Here is a 13,751-nt window from a genome sequence, read left to right as displayed (position 1 = left end):
TCAAGTGAGGCTTAATCAAGCCTGAATAACAAAGCAATGAAAAGAATATAGCAACGGGCTGAAATGTGTGTGCGAAATAAAGCGATTACTACAATCTATAAATATGATTGATTTTGTTTTAGTGATTAGATAAATGGATTGTTTTTACTTAAGGCGGAGGGAGTAATACAGATAAAAAAGCCCAGCCAAAGCTGGGCGACTACAAAAAATCTAGTGCACTTTAATTAATTTACTCGTTATAACACCTGAGGTCATTGACCCTGATACGTTTAATGCGGTGCGTGCCATGTCTATTAATGGCTCAATTGAGATCAGTAACGCGACTATCTCAACCGGTAATCCCATGGTCGGTAATACAACCAATGCAGCAAACGTTGCGCCACCACCTACTCCGGCAATACCAAAAGAGCTTATAACAACAATGCCAATTAACGGTAAAATAAATTCGAATGTCAGCGGATCAATTCCTACGCTGGGTGCTACCATCATTGCCAGCATGGCTGGGTAAATACCGGCACAGCCATTTTGGCCAATAGTGGCGCCAAAAGAAGCCGATAAGTTAGCTATAGCAGGCGGCACTTTTAGCTGGTTAATTTGTACATCCACATTCATAGGAATAGAGGCTGCTGAACTACGCGAGCTAAATGCAAAGGTCAGTACTGGCCAAATTTTTTCAAAGTAACTCTTAGGGTTCACACCAACTAGGCTAAGTAATAAACCATGAGCAATAAACATTAATAATATAGCGACATAGGAAGCCACAATAAACGCCAGTAAATTAACAATATCATTGCTACTTGAGTTTGCCACAACGCTTGCCATTAACCCTGCGACGCCATAAGGCGTTAGCGCTATCACCATTCTTACTAAGTTCATTACTATGGCTTGTAAGGCGTTAACACCGTTGCGAATTGGATCTGCTAGTTCGCTACGTTCAAGCATCACCTTGCGTGCGGCAATCCCTACAAGGACACCAAAAATAACGACGGCAATTATAGAGGTTGAGCGTTGGTTACTTAAATCAGCAAATGGATTTTCTGGAATAAAGCTCAATAGCATTTGTGGCACACTTAAATCAGCTACATTGGCTGCTTTACCCTCTAGCGTGCTCATTTTTGCTGCCTCACGGGTTCCCGAAACTAAGCCTTCAATACTTAAATTAAAGCCATAGGTTACGGCAATACCAATTAAGGCTGCAATTGCCGTAGTAAAGAGTAAAACAGCAATACTAATGAACGATATTTTGCCCAAAGAGCCTTGGTTTTCTAGTTTCACCACGGCGGCAATCATAAACACCAATACCAATGGCATGATGATCATTTTTAATAGCCCAACATAGCCTTTACCAACAACACTTACCCAACTTAAAACGTCATTAATAGACTCTGGGGAGTGGGAAAATAAAAATTGTAAGGCTAAACCAAAAGCACTACCAACAACTAAGCCAAATAAAACAGTGCGAGATAAGGTTTTACTTTTTTGCGAAAAAAGATAAATCGCAAACAGCAAACCGACAAATAATGCCAGCATTAATAAAACAGCAAGCGACATAGCATCCTCTTTAAAGCTGTGAATAAGCGCGGCACTTTAGCGTTTTGTATCGGGTAACGAAAATACACTTTTGATATGCTATAGAACAAATTGATATGTGCTAATAATGTTTGAGTATAAAAAATACTATTGTACACAAATATAACCGTTGAGCTTCTATTTAAAGGTGCTAATAATCAATGGTAAATTAAGCAATGATAAAAAACAGTATGAATGGACTTCTTTGGTTGTTATTTAGATCTTAATAGCGTGTTTATTCGTATCAAAAATTTGTATTCAAAAGAATTTTTCCTAATCGTTTATTAATTAATAGTGAGAACAGAGATGTTGAGATCAGTTGTTGGTTTAATGTTTTTTATTTTTTTAAGTGGGTGTTCGAGTCAATACCCAAATCAGAACTTAGTCGGTAAACAGTTTCCAACTATCAGTGGTGAAAGCTTGGAGCAACAGCAATTTACTATCCCTACAGACTTTAACAACGCACAGACATTACTGTTAATTGGGTATAAACAAGATAGTCAATTTGATATTGATCGCTGGCTTATTGGCTTGGATATGAGTGGCATAAACGTCACCGCTTATGAGTTACCCACAATTCAAGGCATGGTGCCGCGTATGTTTAGTACTTTTATTGATAGCGGTATGAGAAAAGGCATTCCTAAAGAACTGTGGGGCGGGGTGATCACTATTTATAAAGACGGTGATGCAGTACAAGCGTTCACTGGTAATGAAAATCCGAATAATAGCCGCATCGTATTAATTGATGGTAGCGGTAAGATTATTTACTTTTATGATCGGGGTTTTTCGGTTGCTGCATTAAATGAACTAAAAATGGTGATAGATAAAAAGCAGTAATACCCTGTAATGACCCAAACATAGGCTGCATGTTTGGGTCATTTATTTTTAACTTAAGCTGCCTCTTACTCCGTTATTTTTATCAATCATTTTTATAGCAAGGATAGTCACTGTAACCTTGCTCAGTCCCGCCATACATAGTGGCTGCATCGGCTTCATTTAATGGCCATTGATTTTTTATGCGCGCTGGTAAATCAGGGTTTGCAATAAAAGGGCGACCAAAAGCAAATAAATCACCGTAGCCTTTAGCTAACATCGCCACCGCTTTTTCAACAGTGTACTTACCAGCGTAAATAATACGCCCAGAAAATTCAGCTCTAGCTGCTTGATAAAATTGCTCTGGTAAATCAGGGGCATTGTCCCAATCAGCTTCTGCAATTGAAAGGTAGGCAATACCAGCTTGTTCAAGTGCTTTAATCGCTTCAATGTAGGTATGATGCGGGTTTGATTCTACTAACCCTAAATAAACACGGGTTTCATCAGTACTGCTAAATAAGGGCGCAAATCTAACCCCTAAGCGCTCCGGGCCTACTACGTCACTTACTGCCGCGACAATTTCTTTTAAAAAGCGCAGGCGATTAGTAAGAGAGCCGCCGTATTCATCATCTCGTTTATTGGTGTGCTCAGAAATAAACTGATTTACTAAATACCCATTAGCACAATGCAGCTCTACGCCATCAAACCCCGCTTCTAGCGCATTACGGGCAGCTTGTGCATACATGCCAACAAGCTCTTTTATTTCATCGGTTGTTAAAGCTTGTGGTTCACTTGGGTTGGCTAAAGCGCCTTGAGCCGGTCCTGTTTCAATAAAGACTTTAACGCTATCAGCTATTAGAGCTGAGGGGGCAATAGGTTTGGCTTCATTAGGCTGTAAGCTGGTATGTGAAACGCGGCCAACGTGCCAAAGTTGGGCAAAAATAATTCCACCTTCTGCATGTACTGCATCAGTTACTTTTTTCCAACCAGCTATTTGTTGATTAGAATGAATGCCCGGTGTCCAGGCATACCCTTGTCCTCTTGGTTCAATTTGAGTGCCTTCGGTAACCATAAAACCAGCACTAGCACGCTGTGCATAATATGTGGCCATCACCTCGTTGGGGATATTGCCAGGAACCGTGCTACGTGAGCGGGTAAGTGGCGGCATTACAATACGGTTTTTAAGTGTGTATGGGCCTAAATTGATTGATGAAAATAGACTGTCGATATTTTTACTTGGTTGACTCATTTTAATACCTTTTAAATTAATAATGCTGGTGAGCATAGGGATTAAAAGGTACAATTTGAAACAATGCTTTTTTGTTTAAGATACAATTATGAATGGTATATCTCGGCTTGATATAAAACAATTACGAATATTGAGTGCATTACTTAAACTAAAAAATGTGTCGGATGTGGCGCGCAAAATGGGCTTAACCCAGCAGGCTATTAGTGAGCAGCTGCGAAAATTGCGTGACTTATTTGACGATCGGCTTTTTATTCGCCAAGGCAATACAATGGTTGCAACACCTAAAGCAATTGCACTAGAGAAGCCCATTAATCAAATATTAACTCAGGTAGAAGCGTTATTAATACCTAAACAATTTACCCCAAGTAGCTACAAGGGCGTATTTACAATAAGTGCGACTGATTACGCTATAGCAGCTCTTTTGCCACAATTATTAGAAATAACAAGACGCGAAGCGCCAGGATTAAAGCTGATTATTCGTGACTTTGCCTCTGATAATGTTAATCAATTAATAAGTGCAGGAGAGCTGGATTTATTAATTAGTTTTCCTGAATTTATCCCTGCAAACTTAATCTATGACACATTATTTGAAGAACAGCATATTTGTATAGCAGGGAAAGACACGGTGTTTTCTTCATCGACGTTGAGCCTTGCTGAAGTGGCGGCACACTCTCAATTAGTGGTTTCGGCGTCCCGTGCTAACTTACGAGGCTCTCACGACCAATGGTTTGCTGATAAGGGCTATGCGCGCAATATTGTTATGTCAGTGCCTGGCTTTTCATTTGTCCCCGATTTGCTTTGCAGTACTGACTTAATTGCTTTTTACCCATCGCGTTTACTGCCAAACGCCAAAGTGAAACAGCTTGAAGTTGAATTATTACCACCGCCATTTAAGGTGATTGCAGCGTGGCATCCACGTTCAAATAACAGCGATATTCACCAGTGGTTAATAGCGCAATTAAAACGGATTTAGTGACTATTTAATTAGTTGACGAATATCGTTCCCTGTTGGTGCCTCATGGGCACGTAACGAAAAGGCGGATAATATCGCTAATATATGGTCAAATATATCTGACTGTATATTTTCATACTCACCCCAATTAGTTGTATTGGTAAATGCATAAATCTCAATGGGTAAGCCATTTTTAGTTGGCTCTAGCTGCCTTACCATCAGTGTCATTCCCTGATGAATATGTGGGTGATGTTTTAATAACGCGACTAAATAATGACGAAATGTGCCAACATTAGTGAGCCGACGACCATTTAACGTACAGCTCATATCTATTTTTTTCGTGGTATTTTGCTCGTTAATAGCCGGTAGGGTAATTTCGAGGTAGTGACTTAATAAATCTGCTTTTTTCAGCGCGGTGATCTCTTGCTCATCTAAAAAGCGCACACTGCTCATTTCTATATGGATACTCCGTTTTATGCGCCGCCCACCGGATTCTGACATACCGCGCCAGTTTTTAAATGAGTCAGAAATTAGCGCATAGGTTGGGATAGTGGTAATGGTTTTATCCCAATTTCTTACTTTAACTGTGGTCAAGGCTATATCAATCACATCGCCATCTGCGCCGTATTTGGGCATTTCTAACCAATCACCAACCGCAAGCATATTGTTTGCTGAAAGCTGAATACCGGCCACCAGCCCTAAAATAGCGTCTTTAAACACCAGTAGCAGTACAGCCGATAGCGCACCTAAACCACTGAGTAATATTAACGGGGATTTATTCATTAATAATGAAATCGCTAAAATACCGGTTAATACGCTGGCGATCAGTTTAATTGTTTGTAAAAAACCACGTAATGGAAAGTGAGCTGCAATGGGTTGCCTGTCAGATATTGCTTGAAAAATATTGAGCAAAGAGAACAGCGAGAGCAGTGCAAATAAAATGATCCACTGATCAGTAAACATCTCAATGATATGTAAAAAAGCCGTTCCTTCTGGAACCCAGAGCCTTGCTTGTATAACAACCACAGCACCTTGTAAAACAAAGGAAATATTACGTGTTAATTTAAGCGCTAAGTCAGCAGGCGTGTGGGTAGCGGTTTGAACAACTTTATCACTAAAGCGGCCTTTAAGTAGTCGTTTTGAAACTGACCTTAAGATGAGGTGCAATATGAGCGCAAATAAGCCAACCCAGCACAGTACTAATATGTTGTACCATAAATGCGCACTCCCAGGAAAATAAAGACTAAACCATTGCAGTAAAAATTCTCGCAGCTGCGATCGTATTTCAGTCATTTATATTCCCAAGAGATTTATTTGCGTGAGTTTCATCTATTTAATGAAATCTAGTTAAGCAGATGGGGCGAGAAAAGTCTATTTAAGCCGCGCTTAAATAGACTTTTTAAAAATAATATTTATATTTTATTTTCAGCAAGTTGCAGAGTTAACTCCTCAAAAATACTCGGATCGTCAATGGTTGATGGAATTTGTAGTTCTTCACCATCAATAAGTTGACGTAAGTTTTTGCGTAAAATTTTACCTGAGCGTGTTTTTGGTAAGCGCTCTACACACATAATATTTTTAAGACACGCAATAGCGCCGATTTGATTACGCACGGTTTGCACCAATTGCTGCTCTACTTCTTTATGCGAACCATGAAAATCATTTTTTAATACCACCATGGCCATGGGGTTTTGACCCTTGAGCGCATCATTAACACCAAATACGGCACATTCAGCAACCGCGGGATGAGCGGCTACAATTTCTTCCATTTCACCGGTTGATAAACGATGCCCCGCGACATTAATCACATCATCGGTGCGGCCCATAATAAATAGGTAGCCATCATCATCAATATAACCGCCGTCGCCAGAGAGATAATAGCCTTCATATTCACTTAAATAACCGGCTTTAAAGCGTTCGGTATTTTGCCAAATAGTGGGTAAACATCCTGGCGGTAAAGGCAGTTTAATAACGACTGCACCTTGTTCATTGGGGGCGCATTCGTCACCATTCATATCTAAAATACGTACGTCAAACCCAGGAGTCGCAACCGTTGAACTGCCTGCTTTTGTAGGTAGGTGCTCAATGCCGACAGGATTACAGGCTATCGCCCAACCAGTTTCGGTTTGCCACCAATGATCAAGCACAGGTAGGCCTGTTTTTTCTTTGAGCCAATCGTAGGTGGGAGGATCTAAGCGCTCGCCTGCTAAAAACAAGCGTTTCAGACTTGAAGTATCGTATTGTTTAAACCCATCGGCATTGGGGTCTTCTTTTTTTATCGCTCTAAAGGCTGTCGGTGCGCTAAATAAAGCCGTTACTTTATACTGTTCAACCACTCGCCAAAATGCACTGGCATCTGGGGTTCTAACCGGTTTACCTTCAAATAAAATAGTGGCGCAGCGGTACATAAGTGGGGCATACACTATGTACGAATGGCCTACAACCCAACCAATATCTGAAGCGGCCCAAAACACGTCACCAGGTTTCATCCCGTATACGGTTTCCATGCTGTAATGCATGGCAACAGCGTGGCCGCCATTTTCACGAACAACCCCCTTGGGAGTACCCGTTGTGCCTGACGTGTATAAAATATAAAGCGGGTGTTCGCCACTTACAGGAACAGGATCAACGCCAGTAGCTGTTTGCATTGCAATAGCCCAGTCAATATCACGCTCAGGCATAAGTGGTGCAGTTACTTGCTCACGCTGATAAATAATACAATTTTCTACTTTATAAGAGGCTGATTCGAGGGCGTTATCAAGTAACTCTTTGTATTCAATTACGGTATTCACTTCCACACCGCAAGAGGCACTGAGTACTAACTTAGGCTTGGCGTCATCAATTCTTACGGCAAGCTCATGTGCTGCAAACCCGCCAAATACGACCGAATGAATAGCGCCGATGCGGGCGCAGGCTAACATACCAATTACGGCCTCGGGGATCATGGGCATATAAATAACCACGCGGTCGCCTTTTGTTACGCCTAAAGACTGCATTACTCCTGCGAATTTAGCGACCTCTTGTTGTAGTTCAAAGTAGCTGTAGCTGCGCGCGGTATGGGTTACGGGTGAGTCATAAATTAACGCTGTTTCATCACCATGGCCGGCAATAACATGCTGATCTACCGCTAAAAAGCAGCTATTAAGTTGGCCGTCGGCAAACCAGTGATATAAACCGTTTTCATCTTGTGTGTAAGCTGTTTCGGGAGCCTGGTACCAAGGGAGGCGTTTACTTTGCGATAACCAAAACGCTGCCGGGTTTTGTTTAAACTCGTTGTAGTGTTGTTTGTATTCACCTGACATAAAGGCTCCTGAGCAAAATTTAATTAACTTTATTTAGGGTCTGTTGACCTTTGCGGATTAAACCTTGAAAGATCAACAGACCTTAAAAGTAAGCGCTTTTTATCAGGAGTGATATTCGACTATGGTCGGTTAAATAATGAACGAGTTGTTTGGTTTTTAGCTAACGCTATGGTTTATAAAGAACTAACGACTAGTTTGATGATTTAAATGAGGTAACATATAAAAATGATGAACTATTTAATGTGGTAATAATGAATCAAGTTGTCAGAGTAGGCGTTGCAGTGATAGTAATGCATGATAATAAAATTTTACTCGGTGAGCGAATAGGCGCACATGGTGCAAATACCTGGGCAACCCCTGGGGGACATTTAGAATTTGGTGAAACGGTTGAGCAATGTGCAGTGCGCGAAGTAGCAGAAGAGACAGGGCTTACTGTTACTAATATTCGTAAACTCGATTTTACCAACGATATATTTAGCGCCGAGAACAAGCACTATATTACTTTATATGTGCAGGCAAAGTATGAAGGTGGCGAGCCTGTGAATAAAGAGCCTAACAAATGTTTACAGTGGCGTTGGTGCGATATTAATAACTTACCTTCACCTTTATTTACTTCATTGAAAAATTACTTAACGCAAGGCGTTTTACCTACTCAATACTAAAGGCGCGTTGGAATAGGGAGTTGTCATTTATTTAAAATTTGTTGGTATTCACCGCTTTCTTTTATAGCGTTTAATCTATCAGTAATAATTTTCGCTGTTTGCGGGTTAAGCTGCTTACTTGCTGCAAAGTGAAGAGAAGAAGGTAGCTCATCTAAGTGTATACGCTTAGTAATTAAGCTTGGGTCGAGCCCTGCTCGCTTTAACTCGTTTTCAAGAGTGAGGGTGTTAGTCACCACAAAATCGATACGATTTTTATACAGCATTCTCCATAGCTGCTGGTAGTAACTCACTAAGACTAGATTCTCACTTTCAGTAAAGCCTTGAGCTTCTAAATAAGCTTGTGCAGAATAACCGCGAATAGTGGCTACTTTGTATTCTTTGGCAAAGTTTAAGTGAATCACTTCATCGTTATGACTGCGTAAACTTACTAGGTATGCATCTGCAAAATACACTTTTCCCAGCCACTTAAACTGGCTGTTTTTGTTTGGTGTTTTTAACAGTGACAGCATGATGGCATTAGGATTGGCTTGTTGTTGTTGAAACATACGCGCCATCGGCATTATTTCAAACGTTGCTGTTAAAGCCGTGCCTTTTAATACTGCTTTAGCGATATCTACTAAGGCACCCTGCGCTTCACCTTGAGGGTTTTTAAAATGATAAGGGGGCAAATCTTCAGCGATGAAGGTAACCGGGTTTGCGTGACAGGCCGCACTATAAAAAACCAATACAAAAACAGTTAACATCATACGCAAACGCATAAATAATTGTCTTTAAAGCAATACATGAGGCTAGTGTAAATAAAATCAATAAAAAGGTATACGTTAAATGTGTGTTTTAGGTAATCAAATTGTTTAATTATTGTTTTTTATAAATTGACGAGGTGAGCATTGATACCAGCGCTTAAAGGCGCGATTAAAAGAGCTTTGATCATTAAACCCCAACATAGTTGCAATACTGCTTAGCGAATAATGAGGAATATATGTTAACAAACGGCGTTTTTGCTCTTGCTCAAGGAGAGCGGCAAAATTGGTGTTTTCTTGCTTTAGATGACGTTGCACTGTGCGCGGGGTCATATTTAAAGCACTAGCCGTTCTGATCAGTGAACAGTCCTGCAAATCATATTTAGCCATTAAAATATGATTAATTTTTTCTGTTAATAATTGCTGACTTTTAAACTGGGATAGCTGTTGCTCTGACATTTGCTTTAGCACAGCGTTAATCTGGGAGTTATCGGTTTTAAAAGGAAGGGTTAAGTAACTACTTGGAAACTCTACTTGATTAAAGTTAGCGCCAGCTTTTACTGGGCAATTAAACCATTGCGCTAATTGTTGTAACTCACTGTCTGAAAAATGTGCTGTAAAATAAACGCAACTAGGCGAAAGCTGAGGATTAAGCAGTTGGCGTATAACACTTACCCACGCGGTCATATTTCGTAATACGGCCTGTGGGCTGCACTGTGGATCGGCTAACCAAGTTACTTTGCAAAGTGTTTGTTGCTGTTCAAACTCAGCACGCCCTATGTTAGCCACTAAACTGTCGTAGCTCAGTAGTGCAGTAATGGCACTGGCTAGATTAGTACTCGATTCAATTAAATACCCAAGTACACCAAAATCAGCGGTACGTATTTGTTTTCCTAATTCAAACCCGAATAAGGAGTCATTTAGCGTTTGCTGTGCATAACTAAGCAGCGCATTATAGCTTTTTAAGCTAATACGAGGCGCTAATTGTTGTGTTTGCTTATTTGTATATTCATCAAATTCAATGGCAGTTAGTATCTCTTGGCTATCTAATCCTGTGCTTTGAAGATAATCCAAACAGCTAGAAAAGTAATGATCGGCTAAGGTTTTCATTTGTCGCCTAAAGCTAAAAAATAGTCATCTAATCGCAAGTTTGCCATGCAATATTTTTATATGCTAGAGATCTATAAAAATAATATGGGGCACACAATGATTGAGATAAACGTTAAACATAGTGTGGCAGCAACGCCTGAACAATTACGCATCTTATTATTAGCGCATGATGATTTGGGGCGCTTTTTTAATGCGCAGTTTGAAGTGTTAACACCGCAAGATTCGGGTGAAATAAGTGGTGGAAAAGGCACTATTAGACAAGTAAAAATGCAAGGTACAACATTTAAAGAGCAAATAATAACGGCCGATAATAGCCACATTTGTTACCGCATTTTAGGGGATAAACCCGTTGCACAGCACCGTGGTGATATTTACTTAAAAGCCAATAATACTCAGCCATCACTCACCGAGATCAGCTACCATATTCGTTGTATTGCGCCTTTGTGGTTACCCGACTTTATACTGGCTTTTTTTATAAAAAAAGATGTTAGCCAAGCACTTAAAAAAATAGCCAGCTATTTTCAGGAGAAACGTCATGAGCATTGAAATTATTTTATTGGCACTGAGCCCTATTTTTTTGCTGTTTGTAGGGGTTGAGTTTATAAAATTTAGACGTTACTACGATATAAAAGACAGCTTAGCCAACGCGTTACTTGCTTTATTACATCAAGGCGCTGATGCCATTGCGTTATTATTATTAATGCCGTTTTTTTATTGGTTGTATCAGTTTCGGCTATTTGATATTGAATTGACGCTATTTACTGTATTAGGCGCTTTTTTACTGCAAGACTTTTTATACTATTGGTTTCATCGTGCATCACACCATATTCATTGGTTATGGGCCGCTCATGTAGTGCATCATAGTTCTACTCAAATGAACTTTACCACGGCATTTAGGCAAAGTTTAATGTATCCGCTGGCGGGAATGTGGCTATTTTGGTTACCGATGATATTAATAGGCTTTGAGCCTGTGATTGTTTTTGCGGTGGTGGCACTTAATTTGGCTTATCAATTTTTTGTACACACGCAAGTGGTAAAAAAGCTCGGTTGGTTTGAAGCATTATTTAATACCCCATCGCATCATCGGGTGCACCACGCTATAAATAATGGCTACTTAGATAAAAACTTCGCTGGCGTTTTAATTATTTGGGATAAATTATTTGGCACTTATGTAGAAGAGGATGAAAACAAGCCCTGTAAATACGGCATTATTGGCCAACTAAACAGTAATAACCCAATCAAAATCACCTTTCATCAGTGGCAGTATTTATTTAAAAGTACCTACCAAGCTAAAGGGTTAAAAGCCAAGTTAAACGTGCTGTTTGGTTACCCAACAAGCTCCGTAAAACCCAGTGATTAAAAGTAATATTGAATGGCTAGTTTAGCCGACGTACTGCTTGTATACCATCGCTGGTTTTTTAGCTCTGTGCGTATAGATAAATTTCGTGACAAAGCGTAATTCCATTTTAATGTTAGATCAGCGTGATTATCTACGTCTGCATCGACAAGCCACATTATATTTGTTGTAAGGGCAAGCTTATGACTATTATTGATTTGCCAAATAACACCAGCTTCTGTGCCAAACCCCGTTGTTAACTTATCCGTTATATCGCCATTGTTAAACTCAACTTGTGCTAATAAATAGCCATGAAGGGTGTTTGGGTTGCCGATTGATTTTCCATAGCCACCTTTAGTAAACCAGCGGCCTTGTTGAAAGTCATTATTTGGCTGTCGATCAAAGCCCATTTTAAGGTTCCATGACCAGCTATCAAAAATCCGGTTATCGGGTGCAAGTGACATTGCATCTAATAGATAAAAATGTTCTAGCTGAGTGTTACCGTTATCTTTTATAGCGCCTTCAATATCAAAAAAGCTAATTTGAGCACCAGGAATAAACCCAGCAGAGGTGTCTAGTAAGTCATGGTATGCGAGGCGATATGCAAAACTTGTTAAATCACTTTGTTGATTATAATGGGTTCTTGCTAGCGTTATTTTAGAAGAACCATGACCTTGCTCTGGAGAGGCTGCAGGTCGATTTGGTTTGGTAAATGGCGAAGCTATTTTATATTTGCTACGCATGAGGAGTAACTTAGCAAGTCGTGGGGCAATTTCTTCACGGTTTAAATTTTTATCGTAAAACTCAAAATTTAACCACTCATAGGCCATTTCTAATATAGCGACCAATTGTGATTCGGAGTAGTTTCGGGTATTGAGTGATCCACCTTGCATAAGCGCTCTTGCGTCATTAAGTTGCTCGTCAGTCATTTGAGTAGAATAATGATACAGTTTAGTACCAAACGCAGGACGATAATTAGGTGTTTGTAACAAGTTATTATTTCTAAGTACCGCAACGGTATCAGATGGAATGGCTTGTAAGTCAAATGAGGATGTTAAATTGAGATCGTTTTTTGCCAGTTGTAATAATGCGAGCAGCTGATAAGAGCAGTTTTCATCTATAAAAAAGTAATCAAAAGTGGCTAATTGTAGCTCCCATAGATGTAATAAAATAAGCTTAACTTGCTCCTCGGATAAATTAAGTTTGTATTCCCAAATATCACGAGATTCTAAATCATTATACTCGCGTACTTTTTTATAATACGGCATCAGTGAAAATTTGCCCGGATAGCTACCAATTAAGCCTTTTAATGCATACATTGCAGCATTATCAGAACCATCTGGCTCTGCTGCAAAATTAACGGCAAATGCGAGTAATTCTTTATGCCGAGTTTGATCCTTTGCATCAATACGTAACAAGGTATGGCCAAACATTGATGATGGACTATTCATAAATGCAGTTGGAAAGACTAAAGTAACGCCCTTAGGGTTTATAATTTTTTGCCAAGTTTGTAGATCTGGGCAATTAAGTTCTGGCCAGTTATTTTTTATTTTTGTTTTAAGCCACGTGTAACGTGCAGGAAATTGGCACCGAGTTTGTTGTGTTTGTTGAGGGAGGCTATTATCGCCATTAAATGCGTTAATTGTGGTGTTGAGCTCATCCCTTGGGCTTACCTTTCCTTTAGGGGATAAAAAAAACTTAACACTGTCTACTTCACTTTTCCAACCACCTAGCGTCGTCGGACGATAGTGACCCAGTTTAAGCCAGTATGGATCTGTTGCTAATGTATTAATTTCAATACTTTTAGCGTTTGAGTAAGCACTGAACAGTGCAATTAGTAAAACAAATAATATTTTTTTCATAATCACTAATAAAAGCCGCTAGAGATAAACCCCAGGGCAAGAGCATGAAAAAAGCCTATGATTTCAATACCTTTTCAAGGTAACCTGTACTGCGCATAGCTTTTTTCTGTTTTGCGGGCATGCCTTTATTAAAGCTTGTTTCTGCTTTTAGCTGAT

At 39.8% G+C, this 13,751-nt stretch carries 12 protein-coding genes; 5 read left to right on the top strand and 7 right to left on the bottom strand.

Annotation, left to right across the window (positions count from 1 at the left end):
* Positions 1-210 precede the first annotated feature (210 nt).
* Positions 211-1,551, bottom strand: coding sequence for an L-cystine transporter (locus tag H5186_RS11105; RefSeq protein WP_149979997.1), 1,341 nt, complete (start codon positions 1,549-1,551; stop codon positions 211-213).
* 324 nt (positions 1,552-1,875) lie between these two features.
* On the opposite strand from H5186_RS11105, the gene H5186_RS11100 reads away from it, so the two are divergent.
* The gene (locus H5186_RS11100) at positions 1,876-2,406 is read left to right on the top strand and encodes a hypothetical protein (protein ID WP_145234322.1); all 531 of its coding nucleotides are present in this window, start codon (positions 1,876-1,878) and stop codon (positions 2,404-2,406) included.
* 82 nt (positions 2,407-2,488) lie between these two features.
* Here H5186_RS11100 and H5186_RS11095 read toward each other — a convergent pair whose 3' ends face one another.
* Positions 2,489-3,631 carry an alkene reductase gene (locus H5186_RS11095; RefSeq protein WP_182794461.1) on the bottom strand — a complete coding sequence of 381 codons (1,143 nt, stop codon included), beginning with the start codon at positions 3,629-3,631 and terminating at the stop codon, positions 2,489-2,491.
* 88 nt (positions 3,632-3,719) lie between these two features.
* Between H5186_RS11095 and H5186_RS11090 the strand changes: the two genes are divergently transcribed.
* The gene (locus tag H5186_RS11090) at positions 3,720-4,604 is read left to right on the top strand and encodes a LysR family transcriptional regulator (RefSeq protein WP_182730754.1); all 885 of its coding nucleotides are present in this window, start codon (positions 3,720-3,722) and stop codon (positions 4,602-4,604) included.
* Positions 4,605-4,607: 3 nt separating this feature from the next.
* On the opposite strand, the gene H5186_RS11085 is transcribed toward H5186_RS11090, so the two are convergent.
* Both H5186_RS11085 and H5186_RS11080 read right to left on the bottom strand, forming a co-directional pair.
* On the bottom strand, positions 4,608-5,876 hold the full coding sequence (locus H5186_RS11085; protein WP_182794460.1) for a mechanosensitive ion channel family protein: 1,269 nt from the start codon (positions 5,874-5,876) through the stop codon (positions 4,608-4,610).
* A 119-nt stretch (positions 5,877-5,995) separates the two neighbouring features.
* A complete protein-coding gene (locus H5186_RS11080) occupies positions 5,996-7,885 on the bottom strand; it encodes an acetate--CoA ligase (RefSeq protein WP_182794459.1) in 1,890 nt (629 codons plus the stop codon).
* Between the two features lie 251 nt (positions 7,886-8,136).
* Between H5186_RS11080 and H5186_RS11075 the strand changes: the two genes are divergently transcribed.
* Positions 8,137-8,547 (top strand): NUDIX hydrolase, encoded by a 411-nt coding sequence (locus tag H5186_RS11075; protein ID WP_182794458.1) that lies wholly within the window; start codon positions 8,137-8,139, stop codon positions 8,545-8,547.
* Between the two features lie 23 nt (positions 8,548-8,570).
* Here the strand turns inward: H5186_RS11075 and H5186_RS11070 are convergent, their stop codons facing one another.
* Positions 8,571-9,305 carry an ABC transporter substrate-binding protein gene (locus tag H5186_RS11070; protein ID WP_182794457.1) on the bottom strand — a complete coding sequence of 245 codons (735 nt, stop codon included), beginning with the start codon at positions 9,303-9,305 and terminating at the stop codon, positions 8,571-8,573.
* A gap of 93 nt (positions 9,306-9,398) precedes the next feature.
* Positions 9,399-10,397: an AraC family transcriptional regulator gene (locus H5186_RS11065; protein WP_013465771.1), complete on the bottom strand. Its 999-nt coding sequence runs from the start codon at positions 10,395-10,397 to the stop codon at positions 9,399-9,401.
* A gap of 96 nt (positions 10,398-10,493) precedes the next feature.
* Here H5186_RS11065 and H5186_RS11060 point away from each other — a divergent pair, with 96 nt between their 5' ends.
* Both H5186_RS11060 and H5186_RS11055 read left to right on the top strand, forming a co-directional pair.
* Positions 10,494-10,943, top strand: coding sequence for an SRPBCC family protein (locus H5186_RS11060; RefSeq protein ID WP_182783499.1), 450 nt, complete (start codon positions 10,494-10,496; stop codon positions 10,941-10,943).
* Entirely contained in the window at positions 10,933-11,757 is an 825-nt protein-coding gene (locus H5186_RS11055) for a sterol desaturase family protein (protein ID WP_182783497.1), read from the top strand. The genes H5186_RS11060 and H5186_RS11055 overlap by 11 nt, the downstream gene beginning before the upstream one ends.
* Here H5186_RS11055 and H5186_RS11050 read toward each other — a convergent pair.
* Entirely contained in the window at positions 11,754-13,595 is a 1,842-nt protein-coding gene (locus tag H5186_RS11050; protein ID WP_182739527.1) for a DUF4105 domain-containing protein, read from the bottom strand. The genes H5186_RS11055 and H5186_RS11050 overlap by 4 nt on opposite strands.
* Positions 13,596-13,751 lie beyond the last annotated feature (156 nt).

Origin of the sequence: Pseudoalteromonas sp. SG41-2 (genome assembly GCF_014164535.1) — a bacterium.
Taxonomy (GTDB): Bacteria; Pseudomonadota; Gammaproteobacteria; order Enterobacterales; family Alteromonadaceae; genus Pseudoalteromonas; species Pseudoalteromonas rhizosphaerae.
The sequence above is the reverse complement of the archived record's forward strand: the minus strand, read 5'-3'. Positions and strand labels throughout refer to the sequence as shown.